This window comes from Dethiosulfovibrio peptidovorans DSM 11002, from assembly GCF_000172975.1.
Taxonomy (GTDB): domain Bacteria; phylum Synergistota; class Synergistia; order Synergistales; family Dethiosulfovibrionaceae; genus Dethiosulfovibrio; species Dethiosulfovibrio peptidovorans.
Genome location: NZ_ABTR02000001.1, coordinates 2,364,895 through 2,380,681, shown reverse-complemented (window position 1 = coordinate 2,380,681; position 15,787 = coordinate 2,364,895). Strand labels below are relative to the sequence as shown.

Genomic DNA, 15,787 nt, shown 5'->3' with positions numbered 1-15,787 from the left:
CGTCCTTTCTCGAAAAGGAGTGAATGGGTTGGAATCGTTTAAAAACGTCAAGCTCGGGGATCTCCTGATAAAGTCCAACGTCCTCACGGAAAAACAGCTCGAGTCCGCTCTGGAGGAGCAGAAGCAGACCGGCATGAGGTTGGGAGAGATCCTCCTGAAAAACGGCAGATTGTCGGAATTTCAGCTGGTGGAGGCCCTGTCGAAGCAGCTCCACCTTCCGATGGTGTCCACCTCTAGATATCGTCCTATGCCGGAGGCCCTTCGGCTGATACCTCAGAACGCAGCGGAGAGGCTTCGTGTCATTCCTCTTACGATAACCGACGACGGAAAACTCATGATTGCCACAGCCGACCCCTTGGACCTGGTGGCGGCCGACGAGCTCAGGATGATATCAGGCAAGGAGATATCCTTCGGGCTCTGTCCTGTCTCCCAGATATTGAGGGATCTGAACAGGATATACTCGATACAGGAAACACTGGACGACGCCGAAATCGAGGTTGTGGATACCTCTAGCGAAGGCGGCGAGCTGGACCTCGGACTGTCGATAAAGAGCGGTGCGGCGGCCGACGACGCCCCTGTCATAAAAATCGTCAACAACATACTGGAACAGGGCGTAAGAGAGGGAGCCTCGGATATACATATAGAGCCGATGGAAAAGAGCACCCAGGTTCGTTTCCGCGTCGACGGACAGCTTTTCAATGCCCTGGACTTCTCCAGAGGACTTCATCCGGCGGTGACCTCCAGGATAAAGATAATGAGCAATATCGATATATCGGAGAAGAGAAAACCTCAGGATGGAAGGATATTGATAAGGGTGCTGGACAGAAAGGTGGATCTCCGAGTCTCCACCTTGCCCACTATCTACGGGGAGAAAACGGTCATAAGGGTACTGGACCAGAGCAACGCCATGGTTGGCCTGGAAAAACTCGGTTTCGACCAGGAGGATCGAGACAGGCTGGACCGGCTTCTCAAGGTCCCCTACGGGATAATCTTGGTGACCGGCCCCACCGGAAGCGGGAAGTCCACCACCCTGTACTCCTTTTTGGAGAGGATAAACAACCCGGACGTAAACATAGTGACTGTCGAAGACCCTGTGGAATACTCCATAAACGGCATAAGCCAGGTCCAGGTCAGCGAGAAGGCAGGGCGAACCTTCAGCTCCGTCCTAAGGGCCATCCTGAGGCAGGACCCGGACAAGATAATGGTCGGAGAGATAAGGGACGGAGAGACGGCGAACCTAGCCATAAGGGCTGCCTTGACGGGCCATCTGGTTCTGTCTACCTTGCACACCAACGATGCCACAAGTGCTCCCATTCGTCTGGAGGATATGGGGGTTCCCCCTTTTCTGGTGGCTTCATCTCTGACGGCGGTAATAGCTCAAAGACTGGTCCGGCGTCTTTGCGAGCACTGCAAGGAAAAATATGTCGTTCCGGACGTGCTCTGCTCAGAGCTCGGCATCCCGCAAGGATCGGAGATCTACCGCCCTCAGGGATGTGACGCCTGTCGAGGTACCGGATATTCCGGCAGGACATCTCTGTTCGAGATAATGGAACTGGACGATTCGATTAAGGACATGATCATAGAGAAGGAGACCGCTTCGGCCATAAGGGCCTACGTGGTGGATAACGGCATGAGAACCCTTCGTAGGGCCGGTATCTCCAAGATGTTGGATGGCGTTACCAGCATGGAAGAGATCATGAACGTCACCATCTAGGAGGATTAGTCATGTCTTTGTCCGTGAGGGTCCATAACCTGCTGGGAGAGGTTGTAAAGAAGAGGTCCAGCGATTTACATCTCAGTGTGGGAAACAGCCCTATCATGAGAATAGACGGATGTCTGGTAAGAATCTCCAATGTAGGTGTAATAGACGACGGAGATATGGAGACGGTATTGACTGACATTCTTTCCGAGAAGCAACGAGAGAGTTTTCTGGAAAAAAAAGAGATAGACTTCGGATTTTCCTTCCGACGTGGAGATATAGAGGCCCGATTCAGGGGTAACTGTTTCTACGAGCTGGGCAATCCCGCTATGGCTCTCAGGCTTATCCCTACGGACATAAGGACATTGGATCAACTCCTGTTGCCTCAAGCTCTCGTGTCGCTATGTGAGCAAAAAAGAGGATTGATGTTGGTCACAGGGCCCACTGGACACGGGAAAAGCACCACACTGGCGGCTTGCATCCAGCACATAAACTTGACCCGAAAGGAGCATATCATAACCATAGAGGATCCTGTAGAATATCTGTACAGGTCGGAAAACTCCGTCGTCCACCAAAGAGAGGTCGGTTCCGACACAGGGTCTTTTGCCGAGGCTCTCAAAAGAGCCCTCAGACAGGACCCCGACGTCATCCTCATAGGGGAGATGCGGGATCTCGAGACCATAGGGGCGGCCATAACGGCAGCCGAGACGGGCCATCTTGTCTTCGCCACCCTCCATACCAGGGATGCCTCTCAGTCCATCGACAGAATCATAGATGTTTTCCCTCCTCATCAACAGCAGCAGATAAGGCTTCAGCTTGCTTCCTCCCTGATAGGGATCTGTTCTCAGCAGCTTATACCCATGCCGGGGGGCGGTCGAGTGGTGGCCACCGAACTGCTCAGGGTCAACCCGGCGGTGAGAAACTGCATCAGAGAGGGAAAGACGGGGCAGATCAAGACCATAATGCAGACCGGCTCGGAGGTGGGAATGCATTCCATGGAGCAGGATCTGTCTCGGTTGGTGTTAAAGGGCATGTTGACCTTCGAGCAGGCCGGAACCTACGCCTACGACCGCAAGGATTTTGAGCGCCTCGTATTCGAGGCCGACGATCTTGGATAAGGCAGGTGATTGGCCGTGAAATATCGCTATAAGGCGAGGACCTCTAAAGGTAAGATAGAGGAAGGGGTTCTGGAAGCTCAGGAGACCCGTGCGGTGGTTGCCCAGCTGCGCAAGATGGACATGCTTCCCATATCTATAGAGGAGGACAGGAAGGCTAAAAAGGAACGGCCCGGAGAGGGGACGACTCGATCCGGTTCGTCCGAGGGAATCATAGCTCGTCTGCGGAGGATCGGGACCGTTCCGGTGAAGGATAAGGCCGTGTTTTTCCGGCAGCTTGCGACAATGGTTAAGGCCGGCGTAAGTCTCGGTGCCTCTCTGGACATACTATCGGAACAGACTAAGAATAAAATTCTGGGAAACGGTATAGTAAGAGTAAAGAAGATGGTCGACGGAGGAAACTCTCTGAGTCAATCCATGGGCAGGCAGTCGGTCTTTCCCCCTATGTCCATATCCATAATACAGGCGGGAGAGGAAGGCGGCTCGCTGGACGTCAGCCTGGAGAGGGTGGCGGACTTCATGGAGCGCCAGGATGCCCTGAAGAAGAAGATAGTCTCGGCCGTCACCTATCCTGCTGTAGTCATGGCCTTTTCCCTTTTCGTTCTCTACCTGTTGATTACGGTGGTGATGCCCAAGTTCGCCACGGTATTCTCGAACCTCAATATAGAGCTGCCCTGGGCAACCAGGACGATGTTCTCCTTCGGTCTCTGGATGGCGTCCAACTGGGTGATCTTCATGGTGTCGGTGGTTCTGTTTGTCTCGGCTATAATCTTTATGGCGAGGTGGCGTTCAACCAAGCCCTTTATGGACAGACTGAAGCTCAAACTGCCTATCTTCGGAGATCTGGTCTTCAGGGCGGGGATGGCCAGATCCACCAGGACTCTGGCGTCCTTGACCCACTCGGGAATACCGATACTTCAGGCTCTGGACATGACATCTCGGATTGCCGGAAACGTGGTGTTCGAGAGGGCTTTCAAATATCTGGAACAGGCGGCCAGAAAGGGAGCCGGGCTTGGCGACAGTGCGAGAAACGTCAAACTATTCCCTCCGATGGTGGCCCATATGCTACGGGTGGGTGAGGAGACCGGCCAGGTGGACGAGATGCTCAACAAGGTGGCCGACTGGTTCGAGCTCGAGCTGGACGAGAAGATAAAAAGGCTGACGTCCATATTGGAACCTCTTTTGATAGTGTTCGTAGGAGGAATAGTCGCTTTGGTGGCTCTCGCCATATTCTCGCCCATAGTTACGGCCATTCAGGAAATGTTGTAGCGATGAATGGCGTCATGTGTTCTTGTCGTGTTATATTCGGTTTATAGTCGAAAGGATAAAATAAATGGGAGGTATGAAAATATGAACGTTAACACAAGGCTTAAGAAAATGAGAAAGTCAAGAGGATTCACCCTGGTCGAGCTGCTGATAGTTATCATAATCATAGGTATATTGGCCGGTGGTATGTTGCTGGTAGCCGGTGGAGGAACAGACAAGGCCAACGCCACCAAGATAGTCAGCGACCTGAGGACGTTGAAATCCGCCGCTTTGATGTATTATGCGGATAACAACGGTTGGCCAAACGATGTGGACGATTATTCTAGCTATATAGACAGAGAGATCAGTAGTGATAGTTTTGTAGTTTTTACTACCTCTGGTGATTGGATAGGGTATAAAGGTACGTTGCTGGATGAAGGAGATGTCAAGGGTAAGTTGGCTGCTGTAGCGGAAGACTCTGGATTGTATGCCGGAGAAGATGATAAGCCTACTATCCCAAAGGTTAAGTATACTGGGGGTGAAGGTGGCGTTTGGATGATCATACGTTAACCTTAACTCTATATGTCCCGTAGCGCTTTCTCCCTCGTAGAGACACTTATAGCCATGCTCATACTCTCCATCGCCTTGGTGGGTTTGGCGGCGGTTCCCGTCGCCACCACTAGGCTGATGGTGCATGGAGTGGAGAGGGAGAGGGCGATTTCCGTAGCGATGACCAAGCTGGAGGAGGTGGAGGGGGTTCCTCTGGACTCCTCCGCTCCCGGCTGGGTTAGATCCTCCGGTACAGATCGTGATTTTGACTGGACTCGAACCGTCTCCACCTCCGGATCGGATCTCTGGACGGTGACGGTAAAGGTGGACTGGTCCGGAGTATCCGGGAATGGAACTCTATCCCTGTCCAGGGATTACGGGCCTTTTTCTGCCAGAAGAGGTAAAAGATGATTTGCTCTGCTGAAACAGCATCGCAAAATAGACGGGCCTTCACTTTAGTGGAGGTCTTGATCGCTTTGGTTATAACGTCGCTTATCATGGGTGCTTCGGTAACACTTCTATATACCTTTTTGAGAAATTACGAAGAGTCTTCGGAGTACACTATGGCCCTTCAGCGAGGTCAGCTTGTAATGGCCTATCTTGAACCGGTAATCCTCTCCGCCGGATTGGGGTTACCGTCGAATCCTGACGATTTTTCTCATTGTGTAGAAGACGGGGGACTTTTGAAAGCTTGGGGAGAGCCTGTATCGATCGTTGATGAAGGCAGTAAGATAAGGTTGATTTATTCTGTAGTTCTGAATGCTGTAACGGCTGATATGACGGATTTTTCTCCCGGTGCTTCCATATCGGTTCCCTTGACTGGCAGTACTTCTGATATAGGTATGGAGAACGCCTATTCAGGCCTTGATGGTAAAAAATGGATATCTTTTTTGTCTGTGGGGAGTCCTTCCGTTACGAACTCGACGACGTCTCCTCTATCAGTGGAGTTTAAGGGAAAAAAGGCTGTTACATCTGCTCAATACGATCCTCTTCTTCTGATAAGGACTATGGTTGCATATGTTTCAGGAGGAGTCTTTTACATAAAAGATAATAACGGTTCTACTCTGCCGGCTGTGAAGGGAGTTCTCAAGGTTTATTTCGAAGAACTTCCAGGCGATGTGATTAAAGTGAGTGTCCTGACAAGAGGAGATGTTAAGGGAGCTTCTCCTATTTCACAGAACAATATTTCTTGGCCAGATTCCAATGATATGCCTACTTCGGACGATTACAGATACAGACTGGCACTGTCGTCCTCTCTTTGGAGGGTGAGAAATAGATGAGGCGAGCTGGATTTTCTCTTGTTTTGGTATTGATAGTCCTAACCGTAGGTTCGGCCTTTGTCTTTACCGCTTTTTATTTAGTGGAGAATTTTCACATGAATTCTTCGATGTCGATCAGAAGGATGAAGTTATATAGTATGGCCGTCTCCGAAATGGAGAGTATGAAGGCTTGGTTAGAGACTGAGCTTGAAGAGTCTCCTTTCCCTTTGATGAAGTATCACGGCGTGTACTTTGCTTCCTGGGACGAGGATCCCGACGACGAAATGCCTTTCGATGTCCTCATCGCAAGGGTCGGTGGTTCTGCAATGGTTCGTGATAGATCTGCAAATGGATTGAATGCCAGAACGATAGTTTACGATCTTGTGTATAAAAATAACGGTCTCGGGTATCAAAACGGTCTACCCTCTCGACGTTCGAGTAAGTTGGATTCATCTTCGGAGGGGATGTCGGAGAGAGAGGAGAACTACGGCCAGAGTGGGGAAGAATTGTTGATTTATCTCGTCAGAACCACGGTAAAGGACGATCAGGGTGGCTCCATAACATTGGAACAGACGGTGGAACGGAAGGTAGATGGAGGTTCCGAATGATCAAGAAAAAAACTTTCAAATGTAAATATCCGGCTTTATATCTGGTTCTTTTACTTATTGCGCTTTTTTCATGTACCATAGCTATGGCGAACGACCTTCCCAGCGTCTTCAAGCCCGTTCCGGAGGAATATTCCACCCCCGTCCCTCCTAACGTTCTTTTGCTCATAGATACAAGCGGTTCAATGCTGTTCGATCTCGAGGGGGATACCACTCATGGTGACGGAAGCAAACCCTTTAAAAATCAAGCTTACTACGGAGATGACACCGACTCCAGTAACAACGATCCCGACGATGGCTCTCTATCCTATTATCCTCCCGTAACCTATCTGTCCGACGAAGAGGTGTCCGATCTTCGATATGACACCCTTCTTGGCCTTATGGGACGAAAGGGGCATCGCTACCTACATCCTAACGACAGCAGGATGTACATATTGAAAAAGGTCCTCTGGTCCATCTTCACAGACCCCTCCATGGTGGAGGGCTTGAAGATAGGTTTATGTACCTATCATCAAAGAGAGAAATATGGTGTTCCGGGAAGTGGATATGTTTCCTATGAGTTCCCCTCTTACGCCTGGTTGGGGTGGTACTGGAAAAGACAAAAGCTCTCCTGGCAGCCTACAGGTGAAAACAAGGCAGTTAAGAGACTGAGCTTGGATGTAATAGATCCTTTCTTCTATGCCCCTTCGAGCTTTTCCGGTGGTGTGCCGGACGATAAACTGGGGACGAGCCACTGGTACGATCTTTTAGCTCTGATAGACGGAGTGGAGACCTCCAAAAACGACGAGTTGAGGGCTGTCGGTGCTACTCCTCTAGAGAAATCCATTTATTCCAAAGGTGCTAGGGATTGTGCTTACGAGTTCATCAAGGAGGAGATAGACTATCCCTGTCAGGATAACTGGCTAATAGTCCTCACCGACGGTGAGGACTCTAGCTCTGATGCTGATCCCCCTGCTGCGGTCAAAAAACTCTATGAGGCCAACCTAGATGACACCTGGCCGAAACCATATGGGAAAAAAGCTCAGCCAGTCAGGACCTTCGTGATCGGTTTGGTCGATTCCCAGTCTGATACACTAGACGCGATGGCTGACGAGGGACGGGCCTGGGAGGTGGACGAGAGCATAAAGAAGACCGCCTACTACGCTACAGATACTGAGTCTCTTTTAGAGGCTTTTAGAACTATCTTTAGAACCATACAGAAAAACCGGTCTTCCTCCGCTCCTCCGAAAATAGAGAAGAACCTTAGCGAAGAGGGGAACATCATATATGCTGCCTCTTTTATCCCAAAGTCCGATGGAGCATGGCCCGGATACATATATAAGAAAAAACTCACCTCTTCTGGTGGGTATAAAACTCTTTGGGAAGGTTCCGATAGAATTGATGGATGGGACAGAAGAGATATCTATCATGCTCCGTGGTACGATTTTTCCGGGCCATACCTGAGAGGAAGCAATCTTAGAGGTTTTCCCACCAGTGGAGCCCTTGCTTCGACCGTAGCCCTTCATTCCGGAGTGACACGATCTTTGTCTGATAATTTCGTCCGGTGGATAAGAGGGGGACTCTGGGGAGGTTCCGGCAATAGGGTCAACCCGATGTTGGATCTGTACAGAGGAGATATTTTAGTTATGGGAAAGCCACCGGGAGTCAGATCCGATCCTGATTTCAGATCTTTTTCCTATGATAATAGATTAAGGGACAAAGTAGTTTTCTCTCAAGGTAACGGAGGTCTTCTTCAGGTTTTTGACGATAAAACGGGGGATGAGATCTTGGGGTTTATCCCCCCCAATGTCCTTCATAAAGCACGTATAGCCGGATTAATAGACAACTCCGTAGAACCGGAGATGGGCAGTTCCAAATATCTATTGGCTGGACCTCTTGTGATTGAGGACGTTAAAATCAAGACGCCTTATGGAAGCTACGATGAAAGATATCGAACTATATTGTTAGGAGCTCTTGGATATGGTGGCACAGGCATTTATGCTTTAGACGTTACGGATCCTGAAAAGCCTCTTTTTCTTTGGGCTAGAGACAGCGTCGTTTATTCGGACAATCTGTTTGTATCGGAAAATAACGGTCTTCTTTGGGGTTACTCCGTTGACGGATCCTCTTTTACTTCAGGGGATAAGGCGGCGCCTCGTCTGAGACGGGTAATAGGACGTCCCTTTATCGGATGGATAGACGATGGATGGGATCGAAAATGGCTGGCAATATTTGGTGGTGGAGCCGGAAAAACCGTGAAAGCCTCTGACGGGTCCGTCTCTTTTCAGCACGATGGAGATTTTGGAGGCAGGGCTATCTATGCGTTAGATGTTTCCGACGGTTCGGTATTTAAATCCGTTACGGACGAAAAAATGGGGCAAATTGTAGCTGATATCGCTGTGGCCAAAGGCGACGGCAGGCCCAATTATCTGCGGATATCCCGCTCTTATGTTGGCGATAGCTACGGGCAGGTTTGGAGGCTTAACTGGGAAGGAGTATATCCTGATAGCTGGACTCTAGATGCTATAGGAGATTTTTCTGGCGATGAGGTTCTTCCTCCTTTAGTTCATAGGCTTGATTTGTCCATGAAAGGGGATCAGAGGTGGATTTTTGCATCTACGGGCGATCCTTATGATCTTATTCCTAGGACGAGCATGAGCTCAACTCACAATTGTCTTTTAGGGTTTAAAGAGCCCAAAGATAGTAAGGTTACCAGGGAGGATTTAAAAAAACTAGTATTGAAAGAGGATTGTTTAGACGAGGCAGAGGATTATGAAGGATGGATAGTCAACCTAAGTGAAGGAGAGTATTCAACGACTCCTCCTGTTATCTACAAGGGAAATTTCTTCGGTAGTACGTATGTCTCTTCAAACGAGAATCCCTGCGAACAGGGTATTTCTAGGCTTTACGTGTTTGGTGCTTTTAACGGTCTGGGAGCTTTTTCTGATGATTTTAGGTATATATCCTTGCCTGGGATTAAAATAACGGGGATGGTTGTAAAAAATGACAAGGTAGTTATGGGGATTTTAAATCCTATGGGAAAAAAAGTAGAGGATCTCGGTTTTCCTGAAGATCTAAAAGCTAGGATGGATCCTGAAGGTGCGGTCATTTCGATGGATATACCGGAAGGAGCAGGAGGAACTCCTGCCGACGATGGAATTATGCGTTCTGGCTATTGGAGAAGAGTTTGGTAGTCTTGAGGTTATGTGAACACGAAAAGTAGGCTTTTGTGGGTGGAATTCTTTAAAGAGGCTAGCTATGGAGGTTTTTTATGGCTCTATGGAATAGGAAGAAGAGCAAAGACGGTTTTGCCGGTTTGGCCATAATGTCCAACGGTATATACTACCTTGAGCTGCTTCGTTCCGATACGGACCTTGCCGTCAACAGATATGAATTCGTCAGCTACTCTCACGGTGCGGTCAAACAGGATTCTCTCGTCGATCAGGAGGAAGCCGTCAGGGCAATAGGTGAGCTTTCCGACAGGATCGGAGGTTTCGGTTTCGACGTAGCCCTTGGGATCCCATCCAGGGACGTCATGATAAAAAACGTGGAGTTTCCTGACATGGACCTGGAAATGGCCAAGGATGCGTTGCACTGGAATTTCGACAAAAACTTTCCGTACGATGCCTCTGAAGCTCTTTACGATGCCGATGTGATAGAGCTTCCTGACGGAGGAAAACAGGATAGAGTTCACCTGGTCGTGGCGGCGGTGCGGAGATTCAAGATTCAGGGTTTTCTGGAAAGACTTCGAGGCGACGGAGTGCCTCTGTCGTCGATGGAGCCCAACAACGTAGCGGCCTTCAGGGCCATCAGTAGGGGAATGTCTATCTACGATCACGGTTATATCGTCTTGATAATCGCGGCGGAATCGTTACAGATGATGATAGGCTACAGAGAGAGCAGCCTGCTTTTTCGCTCGGTTCCCTTTCCCTCCGATTCGGTGATGTCCATGGAAGAGCTGTCCAACCGAGTGGTAAGCGAGATACAGGCTACGGGGAACTACGTAAGGACTCTTTTTAGAGGTATTAATCTTAGTACCGTTCTTTTGGCGGGAGACGTTTCCGTCAGAGAACATATCGTAGACAGACTCAAGACAGAGTTCGACTTTTCCGTGGATATAGTCGATCCCTGGTTGAGATGGGGCATAACCGGTGCTCCCGACGAAGCTGGAGAGGCCGATGTGGTGGTGGGTTTGGCAGCGAGGAATCTGATATGACAGTTAGATTGAACCTGCTTCCTGCGGAATTGCGCCCGGTGGATAAGTCCAACAGGGTAGATTTTATGAGGATTCTGGCCGCATCTTTTTCCGCAGCGGTAGTACTCGTCTGCGGCGGTGTGTTGGTCAGCGGTACTATGCGATCCCATACATTGAGGGTCAAACTGGATGAGGTGGAGAGCAGAAAAGAGGTGCTCTCGATCCAGTCGACCAACCTCATATCCGAGCTGAAACGGCTGAAGGACAGAGAGGCTCTTATGTCTGCTACCTTGAGCCTTCTGCACGGAGATGTTCCCTTGCTAGAGATCTTCAGACAGATAGAGCTTTCTCTGCCCGACGGGGTATGGCTTTCCTCCGTAAAGGCCGAGGCCGGAAGTCTTCATTTAAATGGTTTTTCCTACAACGAAAACGATGTGGTCCTGTTCGCAACTGGGTTGATAGATTCTCCTGTGATAGAGCAGGTAGGGTTCCCCAATACCAGGAGGGTCTCTCGAGAGGGCACGAGCTTGGTCGAATTTCGTCTGCTTTGTTCTATCTCAAAAAATATCCCCGATAAAGAGGTGTCGCCATGAGGGAAGACCGTTGGAGAAAGATCTTTGCCGCAGCGACTTTTGTTCTGCCCATCGCCTTTTTGTCGCTCGTTCTGGGAATGACCTCTCATGTTGAGAAGCTCCAAGGGAGATTGACTTCGGCTCAACAGGACCTCCGTATTCTGCAAAGGCAGGCTTTATCGGCGGAAAGGCGTATTTCCATGTACAAGGATATACTTGGCCCAATAGCCGATGCCTCTGCCATAAACGGACCTCAAAACAAGGTAGATCTGTTCTCGTTGGTCCAGAGACAGCTTACCGCCAACGGAATGCTCTCCAGGGTTATAGACGAGGCGTATCGAAAGGACGGTCCGGGAGATCAAGGGGTAAAGATAAGCTTCGAAGGCCCCTATCCCTCTTTCATAAAAACCCTGGCGGACTGGAGAAGACTCGACGTGGCGTTAAGGGTCAAGGATATAACGTTGGCTGGGTTTAAAGAGCAGCTTGTCCGAGGCGATATAGTCTTGGAGACGGTGGTTGGGAAGTGATGTCCTATGGCAGTTAAAGGCATGTGGTTGGACGGAGCCAAAGGATGGTTCGACGATCTTCTGGACGGCAAGGAGAGGTTTTATGTCGTAGGCCGTTGGATATGGCTCTCCTTGACCCTTTTGGCCCTGGGATGGAGCGGTGTCTGTTTCGTTCAGCTTTGGCAGGAGGCTAACCAGGAGCAAGCGGAAAAATACCTTTCTCCTATGGATCTTTCAAAGGAAAGGCAGAGCCTGGAGGCTTTGGTTTTTAGCTACAATTCAATTCAGGCAGAGAGAAAGGATAGCCTTCGTCTAGCCAACGATATCATACGGATAGGGAGAAATCCGATGGTTCGTATGGAGGCTCCTAAAAACGTACCGGTGGCCTCTACCGAGCCGTCCGTGGAGGACCTGGTCGACCTGCCTCCTCTGGTCATAGTTCGCGCCGTCATGGTGATGGGAAAGGATGCCTCCGCCGTGGTGGATATAGACGGGATAGGTAATGGCATGGTGGTCAGAAAGGGTACTACCTTCTCCGATAAAAAAGGCCGTTTCCTCTCCGTAGGGACCGATAAGCTGATCTTTCGTTGGAACGGAACTAACGTATCGGTTCCGGTTAATCTTTAGTCACATGGGAGGGCCGTCGACGTGAGAAATAAAACTATCGCATTTTTCGTTGTCCTATTCGCCTTTATCTTTGCGCCGGGACCTCTTTTTTCGGAGCCTCTTCCGCCGTCGGTTCTTTCCGGAATAATGCCTCAGCAGGTAGGGGCAGACAGGATGACCGTGACGATTCAGGGAATGAATCTTCCTCGTCCAGAGGTGATGAACCAGGACGGAGGGTTTGTAGACCTGATCTTTAAGGGGACCACTGTGCCCTCGTCCCGATGGGAGAGGCTCTACAATTTTCCTATCCTCTCCAAGGTGGAGATGGACCACGTAGAGGGCGGCCTAAGGGTCAGGTTCGTCACAGGAGAAAAGATAGCTCTTCACTCCGTAAAGGGAGATCCGCCATGTAACAGGATCTTGTTGGATTTCAGGACGGTCTCGTCTTTGAAGAGGGATGAGAGTGCCAAAAAGCTGAAGGAGCCCCGTAGGATACCCGTCGACGGCAGCGATCCGTTTCAGACCAATAGGAGAATCTCCGTCGATTTCCGTTCCGTGGATATACAGGACGTGTTCAGAATGCTGGCGGACATGATGAAGGTGAACATCGTTCTGGATCCATCGGTGGCGGAGATCCCCCCTCTCACCATGAGATTCGACGAGGCTCCCCTTAGAGAGGTCTTCGGCTATCTCATGAGGCTTTACGGCCTCAGCTACGCCAAGGTGGGAAAAACCTTGGTGATAGGCTCCCCAGAGGGTATATCCAAGGTAATGGGAGAGGAGAAGACCAGGGTCTACGACGTGGCCTATTCGGATGTAAAAACTCTTCCGGATATGCTGGGAGGGCTCACAACCATACCTAAGGAAAAGATCACGGTGGACGAGAGGTTGGGAAGGCTTTTCGTCAAGGGGTCTGAAAATCAGCTCTCCGATTTCGAGAGGGTGCTTCAGACCGTGGACGATCCGGGCAAGCAGGTCATGCTTCGTGCCAGGATAATAGAGATAAAAGACGAGGCCTCCGACGAGCTGGAGACGATGCTCAACGCCGTCTACAAGCATTGGTGGCTGAGCACCAGTTCCTCCGGAGCCGAGGGCGGCTATTCCTACGTGAAGGACCCCGACTCCTACAATCCTCCTACCGGAGAAGATCGACCTGGTGGCATAGAGTTTCCCGGCATAGAGATACCCGATATAGGAACGGGGGGTATTCGCCTTCTCGACACGGGCCTTAAGGCTCTGGTCACGGCCAACAAGGGCAAGGTGTTGGCCAACCCTTCGGTCATAACGGTCAGCGGTCAGAAGGCGTCTATAAAGTTGGTCGAAAACCTGAAGTACATATCCGCTAGAGACGATGCCGGGAACCCCACCTACAGCGACGAGGAGGTAGGTCCAAAGCTGGAGTTTACTCCGCTGGTCGGAAGGGACGGTGTCATCTCGGTGGAGCTTTCCATCGCTACGGGAGAGGTCATAGCCTGGAAGGAAGGCAACCAGGGAGAAGAATTTCCCCAGACCAGCGAGAGAGAGGTGGTTACCTCCATAAGGGTGAGGGACGGGGAGCCTTTCGTGGTCGGAGGGTTATTCAACGAGAGACACACGGAAAACACCACCAAGATCCCTATACTGGGGGATATCCCTCTGTTGGGAGAGTTCTTCAAGTCCAAGAGCAAGACGGACGACAGAACTGAGGTCGTCATGGTGGTGATTCCCTATATATTGAACGTAACAGACGGCCCTATAGAGCGATGGGACCTTTGATCCCTTCGCCATAGGGATAATCGACGTTGACAGGTACGGTCATAAGTCCGTATTATTGTGCTATTCGAGACGCGACACGAACTAGGAGGTTCATAGATGGCACAGGTAGTGGATACAAGCAAGTTTTACCCCGGCATCAAGATAGTGTGGCAGGAAGGAATGTGGGAGGTCGTAGAGTTTCAGCACCACAAGATGGGAAGAGGCGGAGCGGTCGTAAAGACCAAGTTGAGAAACCTCGATACCGGATCCATCATAGAGAATGCTTTCCGCTCCGGAGAGAAATTCGACAGGATCGTCTTCGAGGAGAAGCCCGCTCAGTTTCTATACCAGGACGGAGATAGCTATGTCTTTATGGACATGGTAAGCTACGATCAGATCTATCTTTCCACCGAGGTGCTGGGCAAGGCCATCAAATACCTGACGGACAATATCGAGGTTACCCTGGAGATGTACGGAGAGAGGATCATGGGAATAGAGCTGCCTAACAGCGTGACCCTGAAGATCATAGAGACGTCTCCTAACTTCAAGGGAGATACCGCCTCCGGCGGAGGAAAGCCCGCGACCACCGAGACGGGGCTTACCGTGACTGTGCCGATGTTCGTGGAGGTCGGAGAGGATATAGTGGTAGATACCAGGACGGGGGCTTATCTGGAACGCGCCAAGAAGTAGGTCCTCTATCGTTGTCTGAGGAGGTTCGGGATGAGTGCGAGGGAGAAGATAGCCTATATTAAGGGATTGCTCGATGCGGGAACGCCGAGGGACGATTTTGAAATGGCCCTGTACGGTGCTATCGTCGAGGCCCTCGACGCCGTAGTGGACGACATGGATCGGCAGGATGAATCCTTGGTGGCCTTAACGGAAGAACTGATGGATCTTTCCGATTACTGCGATGGGCTGGGTGAGGATCTGGACGCCATCGAGGAAGGATGGTTGGGCGAGCGGGTCTTGGACCAAGAGGACGTCCTCATCGCGGAGGGAGACGAACCGGAGGGGGTCGACCTCTATCGGCCGATACTTTGTCCCTATTGTTCCACCATGTTCTACTACAGACCGGACCTATGCGATGAAAACGATACAGCCCAATGTCCCAACTGCAGGAGGACCTTTGCGCCTTCCGAGGTCGAGCTCGAGGAGGAATGATTGACCCATGGATGATATGAATCACACTGTGGTCGAGACGGAAAAAACTGAGATCGTCGATGTAGAGAGCGCCGTCGCCGAGGCGGAGAGCGAGCTTTCGGGAGACGTGGCCGGGAAGGTCCATATATCCGAGGATGTCATAACGGAGCTTGCCAGACAGGCTCTTCAGAAGGTTAACGGCATTCAACCGGCAAGCTCCGGAATCGCTTCGAAGCTCGGACTGGGACGAAAGGTGACCGAGGGAGTAAAGGTCTACGTTGACGAGGGAGAGAATCCGTCCATCTCGGTCGACGCTTTTCTCATGGTGAAATACGGTCTTCGAATTCCCGACTTGGCCTGGGATGTCCAGGAGACAGTGAAAAACGAGTTGGAAGGGATGACTGGTTACGCCGTCAACTACGTCAACATATACGTTCAAGGAGTGTACTTCGACGAACCGAAGGTCGACGAGTCCTCAGGGGAAGTCGTCGAACCGACCGAGTCTACGGAAGAGGAACCCCGAGATGATAACGAGGCGATAGACGAGCGTTCCGAGACGCAATCAAAGGACCAGGAATAGCTT

16 protein-coding genes are annotated in these 15,787 nt (G+C 50.6%); all 16 read left to right on the top strand.

Annotated elements, in window-relative coordinates:
• The first annotated feature begins 28 nt into the window (after positions 1-28).
• The 16 genes from DPEP_RS11510 (at position 29) to DPEP_RS11435 (ending at position 15,784) form a co-directional block, all read left to right on the top strand.
• A complete protein-coding gene (locus DPEP_RS11510) occupies positions 29-1,714 on the top strand; it encodes a GspE/PulE family protein (protein WP_005662242.1) in 1,686 nt (561 codons plus the stop codon).
• A gap of 11 nt (positions 1,715-1,725) precedes the next feature.
• Complete coding sequence (locus tag DPEP_RS11505; protein ID WP_005662240.1) at positions 1,726-2,817, top strand: type IV pilus twitching motility protein PilT; 1,092 nt, start codon at positions 1,726-1,728, stop codon at positions 2,815-2,817.
• A gap of 15 nt (positions 2,818-2,832) precedes the next feature.
• Positions 2,833-4,083, top strand: coding sequence for a type II secretion system F family protein (locus DPEP_RS11500; protein WP_040383477.1), 1,251 nt, complete (start codon positions 2,833-2,835; stop codon positions 4,081-4,083).
• A gap of 81 nt (positions 4,084-4,164) precedes the next feature.
• Positions 4,165-4,629, top strand: coding sequence for a type II secretion system protein (locus DPEP_RS12915; protein ID WP_005662236.1), 465 nt, complete (start codon positions 4,165-4,167; stop codon positions 4,627-4,629).
• 12 nt (positions 4,630-4,641) lie between these two features.
• Complete coding sequence (locus DPEP_RS12910) at positions 4,642-5,019, top strand: type IV pilus modification PilV family protein (RefSeq protein ID WP_050771332.1); 378 nt, start codon at positions 4,642-4,644, stop codon at positions 5,017-5,019.
• Complete coding sequence (locus DPEP_RS11485) at positions 5,016-5,888, top strand: PilW family protein (protein ID WP_005662232.1); 873 nt, start codon at positions 5,016-5,018, stop codon at positions 5,886-5,888. Before DPEP_RS12910 ends, DPEP_RS11485 begins: the two co-directional genes overlap by 4 nt.
• Positions 5,889-5,911: 23 nt before the next feature.
• Positions 5,912-6,475 carry a hypothetical protein gene (locus tag DPEP_RS11480; protein ID WP_198003084.1) on the top strand — a complete coding sequence of 188 codons (564 nt, stop codon included), beginning with the start codon at positions 5,912-5,914 and terminating at the stop codon, positions 6,473-6,475.
• Entirely contained in the window at positions 6,472-9,645 is a 3,174-nt protein-coding gene (locus DPEP_RS11475) for a pilus assembly protein (protein WP_005662230.1), read from the top strand. Before DPEP_RS11480 ends, DPEP_RS11475 begins: the two co-directional genes overlap by 4 nt.
• A gap of 77 nt (positions 9,646-9,722) precedes the next feature.
• Complete coding sequence (gene pilM, locus DPEP_RS11470) at positions 9,723-10,667, top strand: type IV pilus biogenesis protein PilM (RefSeq protein ID WP_005662229.1); 945 nt, start codon at positions 9,723-9,725, stop codon at positions 10,665-10,667.
• Positions 10,664-11,239, top strand: a complete 576-nt coding sequence (locus tag DPEP_RS11465) for a PilN domain-containing protein (protein ID WP_005662228.1) — start codon at positions 10,664-10,666, stop codon at positions 11,237-11,239. The genes pilM and DPEP_RS11465 overlap by 4 nt, the downstream gene beginning before the upstream one ends.
• Positions 11,236-11,745 carry a hypothetical protein gene (locus tag DPEP_RS11460; protein ID WP_005662226.1) on the top strand — a complete coding sequence of 170 codons (510 nt, stop codon included), beginning with the start codon at positions 11,236-11,238 and terminating at the stop codon, positions 11,743-11,745. The genes DPEP_RS11465 and DPEP_RS11460 overlap by 4 nt, the downstream gene beginning before the upstream one ends.
• A gap of 6 nt (positions 11,746-11,751) precedes the next feature.
• Positions 11,752-12,351 (top strand): hypothetical protein, encoded by a 600-nt coding sequence (locus DPEP_RS11455; protein WP_005662224.1) that lies wholly within the window; start codon positions 11,752-11,754, stop codon positions 12,349-12,351.
• Between the two features lie 21 nt (positions 12,352-12,372).
• Positions 12,373-14,085 (top strand): type II secretion system protein GspD, encoded by a 1,713-nt coding sequence (locus tag DPEP_RS11450; protein WP_005662222.1) that lies wholly within the window; start codon positions 12,373-12,375, stop codon positions 14,083-14,085.
• Between the two features lie 96 nt (positions 14,086-14,181).
• Positions 14,182-14,754, top strand: a complete 573-nt coding sequence (gene efp, locus DPEP_RS11445; RefSeq protein WP_005662220.1) for an elongation factor P — start codon at positions 14,182-14,184, stop codon at positions 14,752-14,754.
• A 30-nt stretch (positions 14,755-14,784) separates the two neighbouring features.
• Entirely contained in the window at positions 14,785-15,225 is a 441-nt protein-coding gene (locus tag DPEP_RS11440; RefSeq protein WP_005662219.1) for a CD1247 N-terminal domain-containing protein, read from the top strand.
• Between the two features lie 7 nt (positions 15,226-15,232).
• Positions 15,233-15,784, top strand: coding sequence for an Asp23/Gls24 family envelope stress response protein (locus DPEP_RS11435; protein ID WP_005662217.1), 552 nt, complete (start codon positions 15,233-15,235; stop codon positions 15,782-15,784).
• Positions 15,785-15,787: the final 3 nt, after the last annotated feature.